The 15088-nt window shown below is 71.9% G+C and carries 16 protein-coding genes and 1 pseudogene; 10 read left to right on the top strand and 7 right to left on the bottom strand.

Annotated features, from left to right (window positions below; all coding sequences use genetic code 11):
- The first annotated feature begins 168 nt into the window (after positions 1 to 168).
- Positions 169 to 1851 carry a glycoside hydrolase family 13 protein gene (locus ACPT94_RS21030; RefSeq protein ID WP_425246542.1) on the top strand — a complete coding sequence of 561 codons (1683 nt, stop codon included), beginning with the start codon at positions 169 to 171 and terminating at the stop codon, positions 1849 to 1851.
- Positions 1852 to 1920: 69 nt separating this feature from the next.
- Here ACPT94_RS21030 and ACPT94_RS21025 read toward each other — a convergent pair whose 3' ends face one another.
- Positions 1921 to 2673 carry a DUF4142 domain-containing protein gene (locus tag ACPT94_RS21025; protein ID WP_360350953.1) on the bottom strand — a complete coding sequence of 251 codons (753 nt, stop codon included), beginning with the start codon at positions 2671 to 2673 and terminating at the stop codon, positions 1921 to 1923.
- A 230-nt stretch (positions 2674 to 2903) separates the two neighbouring features.
- Here ACPT94_RS21025 and ACPT94_RS21020 point away from each other — a divergent pair, with 230 nt between their 5' ends.
- Both ACPT94_RS21020 and ACPT94_RS21015 read left to right on the top strand, forming a co-directional pair.
- The gene (locus ACPT94_RS21020; RefSeq protein ID WP_360350933.1) at positions 2904 to 3575 is read left to right on the top strand and encodes an O-methyltransferase; all 672 of its coding nucleotides are present in this window, start codon (positions 2904 to 2906) and stop codon (positions 3573 to 3575) included.
- An 11-nt stretch (positions 3576 to 3586) separates the two neighbouring features.
- A complete protein-coding gene (locus tag ACPT94_RS21015; RefSeq protein ID WP_360350930.1) occupies positions 3587 to 4390 on the top strand; it encodes an MOSC domain-containing protein in 804 nt (267 codons plus the stop codon).
- 24 nt (positions 4391 to 4414) lie between these two features.
- Here the strand turns inward: ACPT94_RS21015 and ACPT94_RS21010 are convergent, their stop codons facing one another.
- The 4 genes and pseudogenes from ACPT94_RS21010 to ACPT94_RS20995 form a co-directional block, all read right to left on the bottom strand.
- A complete protein-coding gene (locus ACPT94_RS21010) occupies positions 4415 to 4732 on the bottom strand; it encodes a hypothetical protein (RefSeq protein ID WP_425246527.1) in 318 nt (105 codons plus the stop codon).
- Positions 4733 to 4740: 8 nt separating this feature from the next.
- On the bottom strand, positions 4741 to 5178 hold the full coding sequence (locus ACPT94_RS21005) for a hypothetical protein (RefSeq protein WP_425246526.1): 438 nt from the start codon (positions 5176 to 5178) through the stop codon (positions 4741 to 4743).
- Positions 5175 to 5282 (bottom strand): annotated as a pseudogene (locus ACPT94_RS21000) (transcriptional regulator); the annotation flags it as partial. The pseudogene ACPT94_RS21000 and the gene ACPT94_RS21005, both read right to left, overlap by 4 nt.
- Positions 5283 to 5382: 100 nt before the next feature.
- Positions 5383 to 6234, bottom strand: a complete 852-nt coding sequence (locus ACPT94_RS20995; protein ID WP_360350922.1) for a hypothetical protein — start codon at positions 6232 to 6234, stop codon at positions 5383 to 5385.
- 266 nt (positions 6235 to 6500) lie between these two features.
- Here ACPT94_RS20995 and ACPT94_RS20990 point away from each other — a divergent pair, with 266 nt between their 5' ends.
- The 3 genes from ACPT94_RS20990 (at position 6501) to ACPT94_RS20980 (ending at position 8938) form a co-directional block, all read left to right on the top strand.
- Entirely contained in the window at positions 6501 to 7487 is a 987-nt protein-coding gene (locus ACPT94_RS20990; protein WP_360350919.1) for a glycoside hydrolase family 26 protein, read from the top strand.
- Between the two features lie 100 nt (positions 7488 to 7587).
- Positions 7588 to 8679, top strand: coding sequence for a M23 family metallopeptidase (locus ACPT94_RS20985; protein ID WP_425246525.1), 1092 nt, complete (start codon positions 7588 to 7590; stop codon positions 8677 to 8679).
- 70 nt (positions 8680 to 8749) lie between these two features.
- Positions 8750 to 8938: a hypothetical protein gene (locus tag ACPT94_RS20980; protein ID WP_360350913.1), complete on the top strand. Its 189-nt coding sequence runs from the start codon at positions 8750 to 8752 to the stop codon at positions 8936 to 8938.
- A gap of 16 nt (positions 8939 to 8954) precedes the next feature.
- Here the strand turns inward: ACPT94_RS20980 and ACPT94_RS20975 are convergent, their stop codons facing one another.
- The gene (locus ACPT94_RS20975; protein ID WP_360350910.1) at positions 8955 to 9467 is read right to left on the bottom strand and encodes a DUF7144 family membrane protein; all 513 of its coding nucleotides are present in this window, start codon (positions 9465 to 9467) and stop codon (positions 8955 to 8957) included.
- Between the two features lie 183 nt (positions 9468 to 9650).
- Between ACPT94_RS20975 and ACPT94_RS20970 the strand changes: the two genes are divergently transcribed.
- Both ACPT94_RS20970 and ACPT94_RS20965 read left to right on the top strand, forming a co-directional pair.
- On the top strand, positions 9651 to 10136 hold the full coding sequence (locus ACPT94_RS20970; protein ID WP_425246524.1) for an FxLYD domain-containing protein: 486 nt from the start codon (positions 9651 to 9653) through the stop codon (positions 10134 to 10136).
- A gap of 81 nt (positions 10137 to 10217) precedes the next feature.
- Positions 10218 to 10772, top strand: a complete 555-nt coding sequence (locus tag ACPT94_RS20965) for a precorrin-3B C(17)-methyltransferase (protein WP_360350904.1) — start codon at positions 10218 to 10220, stop codon at positions 10770 to 10772.
- A gap of 159 nt (positions 10773 to 10931) precedes the next feature.
- Here the strand turns inward: ACPT94_RS20965 and pip are convergent, their stop codons facing one another.
- A complete protein-coding gene (pip, locus tag ACPT94_RS20960; RefSeq protein WP_360350901.1) occupies positions 10932 to 11891 on the bottom strand; it encodes a prolyl aminopeptidase in 960 nt (319 codons plus the stop codon).
- Between the two features lie 230 nt (positions 11892 to 12121).
- On the opposite strand from pip, the gene ACPT94_RS20955 reads away from it, so the two are divergent.
- Both ACPT94_RS20955 and ACPT94_RS20950 read left to right on the top strand, forming a co-directional pair.
- Entirely contained in the window at positions 12122 to 13825 is a 1704-nt protein-coding gene (locus ACPT94_RS20955) for a lysyl oxidase family protein (RefSeq protein ID WP_360350898.1), read from the top strand.
- Positions 13826 to 13906: 81 nt separating this feature from the next.
- Positions 13907 to 15001, top strand: coding sequence for a hypothetical protein (locus ACPT94_RS20950; RefSeq protein WP_425246523.1), 1095 nt, complete (start codon positions 13907 to 13909; stop codon positions 14999 to 15001).
- The last annotated feature ends 87 nt before the right edge of the window (positions 15002 to 15088 follow it).

The raw sequence follows: 15088 nt of genomic DNA, 5'->3' as shown, positions 1-15088 counted from the left end.
CCACGTGAGGAATGATCCGATCCGCATGGTGCGGACGTTGCCTTACCCGGCAAAGTGGACAGTCTCCTCTGCGTGACCGACTTCGCGCCCGACCACGAGACCGACGCCGTGACCGACCGCCAGACCGCTCCCGTGACCGCCCCCGCGACCGACGACCAGACCGCTCCCGTGACCGACCACCAGGGCGACGCCACGACCGCTCCCGCGCCCGACCTCTCCACCCGCAACCCCGACTGGTGGCGCCAGGCCGTCGTCTACCAGGTGTATCCGCGCAGCTTCGCCGACGCCGACGGCGACGGCCTCGGCGATCTGAGGGGCGTCACCGAGCGCCTGCCCCACCTCGCCGCCCTCGGTGCCGACGCACTCTGGCTCAGCCCGTTCTACCCGTCCGAACTGGCCGACGGCGGCTACGACGTCATCGACTACCGGGACGTCGATCCGCGCCTGGGCACCCTGGACGACTTCGACGCCCTGGTCGCCGAGGCCCACCGCCTCGGCCTGAAGGTGATCGTCGACCTCGTCCCCAACCACACCTCCCACCGGCACGTCTGGTTCCAGGAGGCCCTCGCCGCCGGCCCCGGCTCGCCCGCCCGCGACCGCTACGTCTTCCGCGACGGGCGCGGCACGCACGGCGAACTGCCGCCCACCGACTGGCAGTCCGTCTTCGGCGGCAGCGCCTGGCGGCGGGTCCCGGACGGCCAGTGGTACCTGCACCTCTTCGCCCCCGAGCAGCCCGACCTGAACTGGGACCACGAGGAGGTCCGCGAGGACTTCCGCACCACCCTGCGCTTCTGGTCCGACCGAGGAGTCGACGGCTTCCGCGTCGACGTGGCCCACGCCCTCGCCAAGGACCTGAGCGAGCCGCTCCGGGACCTCGACGCCCCGGAGCTGAGCGCCGAGGAGTCCCTGGCGGCCCTCGCCCCGGGCACCCATCCCTTCTACGACCGCGACGAGGTCCACGCGATCTACCGCGACTGGCGGCGCGTCCTGGACAGCTACTCCCCGCCCCGCACGGCGGTCGCCGAGGCCTGGGTCCCGGGCGCCCGCCGCGCCCTGTACGCCCGCCCCGACGAACTGAACCAGGCCTTCAACTTCGAGTACCTGCAGGCCCCTTGGGAGGCGGAGGCGATCCGTGAGGTCATCACGGCGTCGCTCGCCACCGCCCGTGCCGTGGGCGCCTCCGCGACCTGGGTCCTGTCCAACCACGACGTGGTCCGCCACGCCTCCCGGCTGACGCTCCCGCCCGGCACCGACGAGAACGCCTGGCTGCTGTCCGGCGGTCACGCCCCGCCCGTCGACGAGGAGGCCGGCCTGCGCCGGGCCCGCGCGGCCACCCTGCTGATGCTGGCGCTGCCGGGATCGTCGTACGTCTACCAGGGCGAGGAGCTGGGGCTGCCCGAGGTCGCCGACCTGCCGGTGGAGGTCCTCCAGGATCCGCTCTGGGAACAGACGGGACGGGTCCGCAAGGGCCGCGACGGCTGCCGGGTGCCGCTGCCGTGGACGACGACGGGACCGTCGTACGGCTTCGGCGCCGGCGGCGCGTGGCTGCCGCAGCCGTCGTCCTTCGCGCGGTACGCCGTCGAGGCGCAGGACGGCGTGGACGGCTCCACCCTGGAGCTGTACCGCACGGCCCTGCGCCTGCGCCGCAAGCTGCTGGAGGGCGAGGAGCTGACCTGGGCGCGGGAGACCCCGCCCGGTGTGCTGGCCTTCGCGCGCTCCGACGGCTGGCGGTGCGTGGCGAACCTGTCGGACACGTCGGTCCCGCTGCCGCCCGGGGAGGTGCTGCTGACGAGCGTCCCCCTGGACGGCGACGGCCGGATCGGCCCGGACACGACGGTCTGGCTGGCGTGAGAAGGGGACCTGCCCCGCCGTGACCCATCCCGCCGTGCGGCCTGCCCCGTCGTGGTCCCGCCGTGCGGCCTATCCCGCAGTGGGTGCGGGCGCCGGGGTCGCGCCGCCCACCACGGCCGCGCCGTCGATGTCCACCGGGGTGGACGTGGCGGTCGGCGGCGGCGTGAGGACGACCATCGGCTGACCGGCGGCCGGGGGCGGCGGGGTCAGGTCCGACTTGGGCAGCTTCGGCGGGGTGGTCTGGGTGAAGAGCGTCTGGTCGAAGTCGACCATGCCGGTCTTCTCCATCACCGTGATGTGGTCGAGAACGGTGTCGTTGGCCTGGTCGGCCAGGGCCCGCACGAGCGTGTTCTTCGTGGTGGACCGGATCTTGGCCACGGTGTTGAAGATGGAACCGTGCGTCATGCGCAGAATGTTGGCGAACTCGATGTCGAACTGCTGGCCCGTCTTCGAGCTCAGGGTGTTGACGAACCCGATCTGCTGCGGACTGGCCACGTTGGGCAGCGTGATGTTCAGCATCGGTGCGATCTTGCGGCAGGTGGTGTCCAGGGCCGCGTGCCCGTCGATCAGGTGCTCGCTGGCGGTCTTGACCGCGGGGCTCTGCCCCTTCTGCAGGCCGATGAACCCCACCGGGTACTCCCAGAGCCCGGCCGCCCGGACGGCCACGACGAAGGCCCGGTCGGACTCCGTCAGCGGCCCCCACTGTGTGTTGGCGATGATCCTGTCGCCTGACGTCGAGACCGTGTCCAGTCCCAGCATCGACGGATAGGCGAGGGCTGCGAGGGTCAAGCTCAGAGCGCCGCCCACGAAGGCAGTTCCCATCGCGTTCCGCGAAAAGGCCACCGTTCCTCCTTGCCCGGTAGGGGATGCCGCCTGTGCTCGCTGTACGGGCCGTACTCGTTGTGCTCGGCGGGGTCGGACGCACAGGAGTACGGACGGAAGGCCACGAGCATTCACAGGTTTCCGTAAAAACTTGCGCCACGAAGTCGGGCGGCAGGGTAAGTTCCCATACGGAACTCACTCGTTGCCGTGTACGGGGGAAAGGGGACCCGGTGTCGGAACACCACACCTGGACGGCTGTCGACCACTACTTCAACGACCTGCTCGTCGAGGAGGACGAGGCCCTGAAGGCGGCCGGTGACGGAAGCGAGGCCGCAGGCCTGCCACCCCACCAAGTCGCCCCCAACCAAGGAAAGCTGCTCCACCTCATCGCCCGGATCCAGGGCGCCCGCACGATCCTGGAGATCGGCACCCTCGGCGCCTACAGCACACTCTGGCTGGCCCGAGCCCTGCCGGAGGGCGGCCGGCTCGTGACGCTGGAGGCGGACCCGGGGCACGCGGAGGTGGCGGCGGCGAACATCGCGAGGGCGGGGCTGGAGGAAGTGGTGGACCTGAGGGTCGGCAAGGCCCTGGACACCCTCCCCGAGCTGGCGGACGACTCGGCGGCACCTTTCGACCTGGTCTTCATCGACGCGGACAAACCCTCGAACCCCGAGTACCTGGAGTGGGCCCTGCGCCTGACCCGCCCCGGCAGCGTCATCGTCGGCGACAACGTCGTCCGCGACGGCGAGGTGACGGACGCGGACAGCGAGGACCCGCGCGTGAAGGGCGTCCGCCGCTTCACCGAACTGGTCGCGCGGCACCCGAGGCTGACGGCGACGACGGTGCAGACGGTGGGGGAGAAGGGGTACGACGGTTTCCTGCTGGCGCTGGTGACGGACTGAGGGGGCGTCGCGTGGCGGCGAAGGTCAGCGAGCTGACGTACTACCCGGTGAAGGGCTGCGCCGGGATCGGGCTCACCGAGGCACGGATCACACCCGACGGCATCGCCCACGACCGCGACTACGTGATCGTCGACGAGAAGGGGGAGCTGCGCTGGCAGTGGGGCGACCCGAAGCTGGCCCTGATCACCCCGGAGCCGGCCCCGAACGGCGGCCCGCTCACTCTCCGCGCACCGGGCTGCGGCGAGCTGCGCCTGGACGGCTCCGGCGAGTCGGAGAAGGAGGTGGAGCTCCCCGGCCGGTCGTACGGGACCGTGGACCAGGGAGAGACGGCGGCGGAGTGGCTGAGCCAGGTCCTGGGCAGCCCGAGCAGACTGCTGCGCGTACGCCCGAGGAACGGCGGGGCGACCGCCAACCACAGCCGCCTGCACGTCGTGTCGAGGGCGAGCCTGGACCTCCTGAACGGCAGGCTCGTGGAACGCGGCGCCCCGCCCCTCCCGATGAACCGCTTCCGCCCGAACATGGTGGTCGACGGCTGGGACACGCCCCACACGGAGGACCGAGCCGCTCGTCTCCTGATCGCCGGCACGGAACTGACCTTCACCGAGCCGACGGTCCGCTGCGCCATCACGATGGTCGACCAGGAAACGGGCCACCGCGACGGCCCGGAGCCACTCCGCACACTGGCCGACTACCGGCGAGCTTCGGACGGGGTGGTCTTCGGGGCGTACTTCGCGGTGGCGCGGGCGGGAAAGGTGTCGGTGGGGGATGCGGTGGGGATTGTGGGGAAGTCACCGGACCGTCCGAGTGAAGCGTGAGCTCGGCCGGGCGGCCCTTCAGCGTTACTCGCCCCGGGCAGCGTCGAGTTCGGCCGCCAGCAGTGCCATCTCGTGCAGGTGCGTGAAGTACTCGAGCCCGTACGCGTCATCGCCAAGAGACGGAAGGACCTTGCCGAGGCTCGCGGTCAGCCTCAGCAGGACCTCGCGGCGCCAGTCGTCCAAGGGACCGTCCAAGGCCACGGAGATGCAGCCGGCGAGGTACGTGTCCAACGACACCATGCATATGCCTTCGGGCTCCCGCAGGTGGAAGTCGCGAGGAAACGGCATGCCCCTGAACTCGTCCCACAGGCGGGAGAGGTGGGCCGTCTTCGGTTCGCTCATGCCACTGATCATGCGCCGGCCCACTGATCCCGCACCTCGGGCGGGAGGAGGAAGAACCAGCCCGGTGTCACGTGATAGCCGGTCTCGCAACCGGTGAGGTCCGTGCCCGCGTCGCTCACCGCCGTGCGGTAGGCGATGCGGCTGCCCAGGGAGTCCAGCCCATCCGCTCCCACGACGAGCACAAGCACCCCGGCCAGGTACAGCACCGGACGCAGGGGCCGGCGGGACGGTCTTCCGACCGCGCGAACCGCTCCGACGACGGCCACGGCAGCGGCGGCGACGATGCACAGCACGGCGGTTGCCGATGCCGCCCGCAAGGATCCCGGGGTGCGGCACAGGATGTAGAACTGCGGCGACGGGACCGCGGCGGGCGAACGCTCGGAGAGCGCGAGCCAGACGGCCACCAGCCCCGAGGCGGGGACCGCGAACCACAGGCGCTGCCTCACGTCGGTTCCTTCGCCACCCGGTGGATGAAGTCACGCGACCGCTCCGGGTCGAGTGATGCCGCCTCCACCATACGAAGCAGGGTTCGCAATGCATCGAGTTGGGCCCCCACGGGTGACCGCACGGGCCCTCGGTCCGACGCAGGCCCGCTCCGCCGGGTGCCGCAGTCCCGGCACCCCGCGGAGACCGTGCTCAGAGGCCGGGCATCAGAGCCCGTACCGCCCCTTCAGATGCCGCCAGAAGTCACGGAACATCCACTTGTCGAACTCGGTGATCTGCGCCGCGCTGCCGGCCTTCATCAGGAAGCAGCACTGGCCGGTCGGGGTCCAGTCGTAGAAGTCGTCGAGGCCGAAGGTGTGGCCGACCTCGTGCAGATAGATGTGGATGTTCTGCTGGTCGAGGGCGGAGGTGAAGTACTCCTGGCCGACCCGCTGGCCCCAGTCGCCGCCGGCGCCGCCCTGGAAGCCCTTGGTCAGCCACAGGGACTGGTCGTAGTGGCGGGCGGTGCCGCCGGGGCACTTGGAGTAGTTGCCGTCCTGGTGGAAGAAGCGGCCGCAGTCGGGGGCGCACTGCGGGGCGCCGCCGCCGTCCAGGACGTTGGTGTAGATGTCGACGGAGTTGTCCGTCCACTGGAGGGTGGAGCGGTTCTTCACCGCCCAGCCGACGATGTTGACCGGGACGGTGGTGTACGGCCAGTTGTTGTAGCCCCGGCCGTTCTCCGTCTGGGCGGCCATCCACAGGGCGAACTGCCGCTTCAGCGCCGTGTGGATCCGGTCGCGCAGGGCGGCGCTGACCGGGGCGTCGGACTCCCAGCGGACGCAGTAGTTGATGCTGCCCTTGTTCGCCATGACCTGGTCCCAGCCGTAGTTGCGGAACCCGTAGAGGTCGGGGTAGGTCGTCGAGACGTGGTTCCAGACCTCGTTGAGCGGCTGCACGAGGTTCGACGGCGGGTTCCACTCGTTGGCGGCCTCGGCGCGGGGAGCCGCCGTTCCGGTCGCGTGGAGCAGGGCGGCCAGGGCCGCGAGCACGGTGAACAACCGTGCGAGATGCCTGCGCATGGGTGAACTCCTCGTGTGGGGAACGGGATTCACGGACATCTACCAGTCGCCGCCCGCGCCCTCGGGGTTGCCCCCCTCCCTCCCCGCCCTCGGGATCGCCCCTCCTCCCCGGGTTCCGGCCGGTTCCGACCGGTTCCGATCTCCTCGAACTGTCGTACGCCCACTGCTGCGACTGCGGTGGGAGCGGCCGGGGCGCTGTCCCCGGTCCGAGTGGTCTCCTGGCGAGTCCGGCGTGTGCAGGGGTGGGCGGTGGTCATCATGAGCCGGTGCGACAGCCTCCTCGTGTACTCGTCATCGCCCTCGCCGCGCTGGCCCTGCTGACCGGGCCGGCCTGTATCCGGCTCGGAGGAGGGTGGCCGGGAACCGCTCCGCCGCCCCGCCCCCAGCCCGCCTTCGGCGCCTACCTCGGGTACGACTCCGACGCCGTGCGGCGGCTCGCGGGGCTCGACGGATGGGTGGGGGCGGCCACGCCGCGCGTCGGGCGGGCGTTTCTGCCGGGCGACCGGTGGAGCCGTATCGAGGGGGAGCCCGGGCATCTGCAGCACTGGGCGAAGTGGCGCAAGGCCCGGCCGGATCGGATGTTCGTGCTCAACGTGCCGATGCTGGACCGGAGCGAGGCGCATCTGCCCGACGCCGTGGTGCGGAACGAGCTGAGGAAGGGCGCGGACGGGGCGTACGACGGGCATTTCCGGACGCTCGGGCGGCGGCTCGTCGCGCTCGGCCTCGCCGACACCGTGCTCGTCATGGGCTGGGAGATGAACGGGATCACCTACCAGCACCGGTGCGGGCCGGACCCGGGCGCCTGGAAGGAGTACTGGAAGCGCATCGTGCGGGCCGTGCGGGCCGTGCCCGGACAGCGGTTCCGGTTCGAGTTCACGCCCAACCGGGGGCGGGACGCCATCCCCTGGACCAAGTGCTACCCCGGTGACGCCTACGTCGACGTCATCGGCATGGACGCCTACGACCATCCCGAGGGCATGCCCTTCAAGGAGCAGGTCGCCGAGCCGTACGGACTGACGGCGCACGTACGGTTCGCCAAGCAGCACCGCAAGCCCATCTCGTATCCCGAGTGGGGGCTGTACCGGAACGGGGACAACCCGGCGTACGTACGCGGCATGCTCGACTGGTTCGTCCGGCACCCGCCGCTCTACCAGACCATCAGCGACTACTGCCCGCACGGGGTGTGGCTGTGCCGCAGCAACCCACGCTCCTCCGACGTGTACCGGAAGCTGGTGTCGCGGCCGATCGGCTGAACGCGCGGTGCGGCATCCGGTTCGCAAGCCGCACCGGTCCGATGATCCCAAGATGCGACGAGAACACCCCACGGGCTTTCCCCCCACGCGTCTCGGTGCCATGACCGGGACCACCCCCCTGGCGGTACTTCTGGCGGTACTCCTGGCCGTTGTCCTGGTCGCGCTCGCCCCGGTGCCCGCCGATGCCGGGAGCGGCGCCAGGAGCGGCGGTGTCCGCGAGGAGGCCGCCCGGGTCGTGCGGGCGCACGAGCAGGCCCGCGAAGAGGCCGACCGGCTCCGCGAGGCGGGCGCCGACGACAGGACGGTCGAGGCGGCCGAACAGCGCCGCAAGGCCATTCGCTCCCAACTGTGGGACATGCTGTGGGCGGTGGCCCAGAACACCGGCGATCCGGCCGCCGTGGACCCGTCGGGACGGGACGGACAGTGCTTCGCCCCCGAGGGCGGCCGGCCCCCCAACCCCGGCAAGCAACAGCCGAACGAGGACCGCAAGCAGCGACCCGAGGACCGCAAGCAACAGCCCAACGAGGACCGTAAGCAGCCGTCCGAGAACCGCGGCGACAGGCCTGAGGACCGCCGCGAGTCGTCCGGGGCCCGCGGCTACCAGCCCGTGCACCACGGCGACCGGTCCGTGCACCACGGCGACCGGTCCGTGCACCACGGCGACCGGTCCGTGCACCACGGCGACCGGCCCGAACACCACAACGAGCCGCCCAAGGACCGTACGCCGGCCTGGACCGCCCCCACCCGCGGCTACTGGCTCTCCGCCGGATACGCGGACAGCGGCCCCCGCTGGGCCCACCGCCACACCGGCCAGGACTTCGCCGTGCCCACCGGCACCCCGGTGTACGCCGTCGGCCCCGGCACCGTCCGCGTGACCACCTGCGGCGACGGCTTCGGCCACCAGGTCCTGATCCGGCACCCCTACGGCTACTTCACGCAGTACGCCCACCTCTCCCGCATCGACGTCCGCAAGGGCGAGCGGGTCACGGCGGGCCGGCGCCTCGGCCTCTCCGGCGCGACCGGCAACGTCACCGGCCCCCACCTCCACTTCGAGGTGCGCATCACGCCGTACATGGGGTCCGCGGTGCCGCCGTTGCCGTGGCTGCGGAGGAAGGGGGTCGAGGTGGTGCCGGACACCCCGGTGCGGCCGAGTCCGACCAGGCCCGACAGGGAAATGCCGCGCGAGGGGTGACGGCGGCCGGGCACACTGGGCGTTCGACGGCGCGGAGGGGGCCCTGGAGTGTGCGAGCGGTGAGCCGGCGGTGAGCAAGCGGCGTTACGTGGCCCGGGGGGTACCCGGCGGCTACCGCGTCTGGGACAACCGGGGGCGCCGTTACTGGGGAGACTTCTACGAGCTGTGCCCGGACGAGCTGTTGACCGAGCTGAACGGGCCGGCGGATCAGGCGCGGATCGTCGAACTGATGCGGAAGTACAAGAAGTTGAAGCGCTGAGGGACGGCCGTCCCACTCAGGTGATCGGCGGCCGGTACGTCGCCAGCGACCAGATCACGAAGACGTCGATGGCGATCAGGGTGATCGACCAGACGGGCGCGTACGGCAGGAACAGGAACTGCAGGACCAGGCTCAGCGAGGCCAGCAGGATGCCGGCGGTCCGGGCCCAGTCGGCCCCCTTGAGGATGCCCCACCCGGTGGCGGCGGCCACGACGCCCAGGATCAGCAGGATCCAGCCCCAGCCGGTGAGGCTGATCTCGTAGACGTAGTCGCCGAGGCGGGCGTACACGTCGTCCTCGGCGATCGCGGCGATGCCCTGGAGGGCGGTGAGGACGCCGTGCACCAGCATCAGCACCCCCGCGAAGACGACACCGCCGGCAGCCCAGCCGCTCTCCTCCACCGGACGGGAGCCCCACTCGGACGGGGCGCGGTCGGTGCCCTGGTGGGAGGGATCCCAGATGGGCGACTCCCGAGGGGTGACGGGGGGCTGCTGGGGCGGCTGGGAATGCGACGGCTGCTCGCTGCTCATGGCCGTACCCCGTTTCCGTGTGCTCCTGTGCCTGTGTCGGCCGTGCTCTGTCGACGATCTGTCCCGGCAGGGCCCGGCACCACGAGGAGTGGCCCGTCCGGGTGAGCCGGCATGCGGGCGCGGGCGGGCCGACCTTCACTGGAGGGGATGCGCAGAACGGCCGTACCGGACGCTGGAGGCGCCATGGCAGCTCACCGCACCCACTGGGCGACAACGGCCGCGCTGACGGCGACGGCGTGCGCGCTCCTGCTGTCCGGCTGCTCGGACGACACCGCCCCGTCGTCCGTGGCCAGCCGTGCCGCGTCCGCCGCGGAGTCGGTCGGCGAACGGGCCGCGGACGCGTTCGCCTCGGCGACCGCGGAGGTCGGCCGTCAACTGGACAGCATCAAGGGCGGCGTCGAAGCCAAGGACGACGTGAAACTCGGCAGCCCCTCCACGGACGCGGACGGCCGCGGCACCGTCGAGGTGACCGCCACGAACTCCGCCGACTCGACGAAGTCCTTCGCCGTCCAGGTCAACTTCCGTGATGCCAACGGCAATTGGCAGGACACGGTCCTCGTCACCGTCCCCGACGTCCCGGCCGGCAAGTCCAAGCCGGCCACGGCACGCAGCACCCGCAAGGTGTCGGGCGAGATACGGGCCGAGGTGGGGAGGGCGGTCCGGTACTGACCCGTTCCGGCCGATCACCCCGAGGTTCGCCTCCGGGAGCACCGGAGTCGCCCTGCGTGCTCTGTCTGCGAGGATGCAGCCATGGCAGGTACGCGCGTTCGGCTGATTGCCGTGCCCTCTCTGGTGCTGCTCGTCGCGCTGGCCGCCGGCTGTGCCCGGCCGGCGGACGACCCCCGTGCGGGTGGTCCGGGATCGGCGGCCTCCTCGGCCGCGGCGAAGGGGTACTGCCCGCTGCCGGAAGAGCGGCGGGCGACGCCGTCGCCGTGTATCACGTTCGACTGGAACCAGCGGGTGGCGGAGAACCACGCGTACCGCGAGCCGATGCCGATCACCGCCGAGCAGCGGGCCGAGGCCGAGCCGAGGGCGCGGGCGCTGGCCGCGGCCCTGCGGAAGCTCGTGGACTCCGGCACCACGGAAGCCGGTCTGCGTGCCGCGGCCGCCAGTGCCCTCGGGCTGCCGCCGGAGCAGATCGAGACGCGTGGAGACCGCTTCGCCCCCCTCCGCGATGCGCTGGTCGGTGGGGGCGAGGGCCGGGTGTGCGTCAACGGCACGGTCGACAGCACGGGCGAGGCCAGTGCGGAGGTCGTGGGCCGCACAGCCGACGGCGCCTGTCTGCCCGGGCTGGGCGGCCACTGACCCGGGCCGGTTCGCAGCGGGTGGGACCCGCGGTTCCGGCGCTGGACAGCGGGGGTGAGGGACCCGCGGCTCCGGAGCTGGACAGCGGGGGTGAGGGACCCGCGGCTGCGGCTGGTGGCCCGCGGCCGCCAGGACCTCGGCGCCGTCGCAGTGGGTGACTCAGATCGGCCGGAACCGGTCCGTGGCCGCCAGCAGGGCCTCCGTCGTGGCGTCACCCGACAGGCCGTGGCCCTCGTCGCCGATGAGGACGAGTTCCGCGTCCGGCCAGACCTGAGCCAGTCGCCACGCGACGTCCGGGGGGCTGCTGATGTCCACCCGGCCGTGGACCATCACGCCGGGGATGCCGGCGAGCTTCCCGGCGTCCCGCAGCAGTGCCCCGTCCTCCAGGAAGCCGGCGTGCCGCCAGTAGTGCGTGACGAGGCGGGCGAAGCGCAGCCGGAAGCGCGGGTCCTCGAAACGCGGGTCGGGCTTGTGCCCCCGGTGGGTGGACACGTGCACGTCCTCCCACCGGCACCACTCCCGCGCCGCCCGCTCCCGGACGGCCGGGTCGGGGTCGGCGAGCATGCGGGCGTAGGCATCCACCAGGCTGCCGTCACGCTCCCGCTCCGGTACGGCGTCGCGGAACCGCTCCCATTCCTCCGGGAAGATCCGCCCCATGTCCCGGGTGACCCACTCCACCTCGCGGCGGGTGGTGTTGGTGACGCTGAAGAGCACCAGCTCGGACACGCTTCCGGGGTGCCGCTCGGCGTAGGCCAGCGCGAGGGTCACGCCCCAGGAGCCGCCGAGGACCAGCCATTCCCCGATGCCGAGGTGCTGCCGCAGCAACTCGATGTCGGCGATCAGGTGCGGGGTGGTGTTGGTGGCGAGCGAGGTGTGCGGATCGGCGGCGTCGGGTGTGCTCCGGCCGCACCCGCGCTGGTCGAGGAGCACGATGCGGTACGCCGCGGGGTCGAACAGCCGGCGCCAGAACGGCCCCGCCCCGGATCCCGGCCCGCCGTGCAGGACGAGGGCGGGCTTGCCCGCGGGATTCCCGCAGGTCTCCCAGTACACGCGGTTTCCGTCGCCGACGTCGAGCATGCCGTGCTCGTACGGCTCGACGGGGGGATGGAGCTCGGCCATGGAGACGCACTCTCCTCGAGGCAGCTGCGGACGTGGGGGCGGTCGCCGCGAGACCGCGACGGCAGGTGAATTTCTTCCCCAACAGGCAACCAGGGCAACGGTTTTGTCTGTCTCACAGTTTGTTCACAGATGTGTGGCCGGGGCGCGTGGGGTGCGTCCGTACGAGAGGCCGCCTCCGTGGGCTGTCCAGTCCGATGCCACTGACCATGGCACTCGCAGACGAGGAACCGATGACCAGTCAGCCACATCGCAAGGGGTTCAAGCGCGCCGCGTTCGCCGCGGGCGCCGCGCTCACCGTCGTAGCCGTCGCCGGGGCCGCACCCGGCGCCGGAGCGGCCCCCAAGAGCAAGCCCGGGGTGCCGGAGCTCAAGCTGATCGCCGCGTCGAAGTCCGTGACGCTCGACCGGTGGCAGTGGGAGGGGGAGCCGCCCGGCGTCTTCCTCGACCTCGGCACCTACGTCTCGGTCGACAACGCGCCGCTGGAGTTCAAGGTGACGCGCAAGTCGTACAAGGACCCCGTCGTCGCGGAGCAGATCCTGCGCGACGGGACGAAGACGAAGACCAAGAAGCTGCCCGCCGGTCTGGTGAACGACTTCGCCGGGCTGCCCGACTTCCTGGAGGTGTCGGTCAAGGACGCGTCCGGCGCCGAGGTCGCCACCGCCAAGCAGACCTTCTGCCCCAACAACGCCTCCGGCCGGATCCGTCCGGACGCGCCGGCGACCTCGCACTATCCGCAGAGCTGCCCCACCAACCCGTTCACGCTGGGCTCGGTGTGGGGCGTCGAGAAGGGCTGGGCGGCCAACACCAACGCCCAGGACTACGACCAGCGCGTCGACCTGCCGGCGGGCGAGTACACGGCCACGGTGTCGGTGGCGAAGAAGTACCGGGACTTCTTCGGGATCCCCGACGAGCGGCCGACCGTCAAGGTGACGGTGCGTGAGCAGACCGACGAGGGCGGTGGCGTCGGCCTCCGGTCCTCCGCCGCCCACGGCGGCCACGGCGCGCACGGCGCCCACTCCGCGCAGGCCGCCGGCGAGCCGGCCGGCCATGGCAACCACCACTACGGCCCGCGCGGCGCCGACGCCCCCACCCCGCCCGCCCTCTCCCACGCCCTGGAGGACCGTGGCCTCGCCCACCACCTGGGCGACGGCAAGGGGCACACCGACGGCTCCCGCATCGCGCCCGCGCTGAAGGCCAACCCCAAGCGGCCCGCCGGCCGGGCGACCGTCCCGGCCGACGTGCCCAAGCCGGACCTGCGGTCCCTGCCGGCCTGGGGCTTCCAGATCACCGACGGCGAGGACGGCGACGTACCGGGCAAGGACTACCTCGCCTTCAGCGCCAACGTCTGGAACGCGGGCCCGGCCCCGCTCGTCGTCGACGGCTTCCGCAGCCCCGGCCAGGACCTGATGGACGCCTACCAGTACTTCTACGACGCGAACGGCAAGCAGGTCGGCTACACCCCCACCGGCACCATGGAGTGGGACCCGCGCGTCGGCCACGAGCACTGGCACTTCACCGACTTCGCCAGCTACCGCCTGCTGAGCGAGGACAAGACCAAGTCGGTGCGCAGCGGCAAGGAGGCGTTCTGCCTGGCCAACACCGACGCCGTCGACTACACGGTGAAGAACGCCAACTGGCACCCGTACAACACCGACCTGTCCACCGCCTGCGGTGAGCAGAACTCGATCTCCGTGCGCGAGGTCCTGGACGTCGGCTCCGGCGACACCTACACCCAGTACCGCCCGGGCCAGTCCTTCGACATCACGGACCTGCCCAACGGCACGTACTACGTCGAGGTCCTCGCCAACCCGGCCAAGCGCCTGAAGGAGACCAACCTCAACAACAACACCTCCCTGCGCAAGGTCGTCCTCGGCGGCACGCCGGGCGCCCGTACGGTGTCGGTTCCGCCGTACGACCTGATCAACGCGCCGTAACCGGTTGGGCGTTGGCGGCGGACATGCCAGGATGAGCGTGTTCTGGCCATGATCCGTCGACTCGGGGGAGCAAGCGACGTCATGAGCGCCGCCGCCGACGCCTACGACCGGCCGCCCTACCGCACGCCCGACGCCCCGGCCCGCGCGAGCGGGCCGGGTGCGTGGGCGCTCGACGTGCTGCTGCCGTGGCGGCTTGCCCGGCGCGTCTACGGCCCGTTCCACATCCTCCGCTTCAGCGCGTCCGACGCCGTCGGCCCCGTCGGGGAGGCGGCCGACCCGCTCATCGAACGGCTGCTGCTGCCCCGGGCGTTGCTGGGGCTGGGCGTCCTCTTCCTGCTCATCCGTCTGTTCACGGGCGCAGGCGTCGTCGAGCCCCTCGGCGAGGCCTTCAGCGACAGCGTCCTGATGCTGGCCACGGGCCCGGTGGCCCTCCTCCTGGCCTGTGCCCCGCTCATCGCCCTGGCCCGCCCCGGCACCCGCGGCACGGTGGCCCGCCTGTGCCTGCGCCCCCTGCTGACCGCCCTGCTCACGGCGGCCTTCTGCGGTCTGTTCGTGGCCTGGGCGCTCCACGGGTACGACTACGCACCCGACCAGACCGTCTGGCTGGTCCTGGCGGTGCTGTTCGGCCCCTGGCTCACGGTCTTCTTCGGCTCCGTCCTCTACCTGATCCACCGCAACGCCTTCAGCACGGGCGGACACCCCCTCGTCCGCCCCCTGGCGAGCGTCCCCCTGGTCTGGCTGACGGCGATCGCCCACTCGGTCCTCATCGACGCGGTCGAGGCCTACCCCGGCTCCCACCCCACACCGTCCTACTACGTGGCCCTCTTCGCCGGCCCGGTCGCCGTGACCGGCACCGCCGCGGCCGAGATCGTCCTCCTCCGCCGCCGCCACGGGGTCGGCTTCCGCGGCCCCTTGCCGGACTGGCGCCCCCCACAGCCCCGCCTGTCCCCCATCCCCGCCCCCCTCGTCGAACGCCTCCGCACCGACGTGGCCCACGGCCTGTCCCACCACTGGCCCCGCTACGTCGACCGCGACGGCGTGATCTGGGCCGTGACCCCCGCTGTACACGCCGGCCAACGGGTCGTGTGGCCGTACGTCCCCACCTTCACGGAGCGGACCCGGCCCGCGGTGTGGGCGGAGGTGGAGGCGGCGGCGGGGCCGTTGCGGCCGAGGTGAGGGGGGAACCGGGGGCGCAACGTTCCGCCGCAGTGGCCGGACTGGATTCCCGCCTGATCCGGCGGACGGCGGCAGCGAGATCGTGCG

Source organism: Streptomyces aurantiaciflavus (assembly GCF_049808595.1).
In the GTDB taxonomy this organism is placed as follows: Bacteria; Actinomycetota; Actinomycetes; order Streptomycetales; family Streptomycetaceae; genus Streptomyces.
The sequence above is the reverse complement of the archived record's forward strand: the minus strand, read 5'-3'. Positions and strand labels throughout refer to the sequence as shown.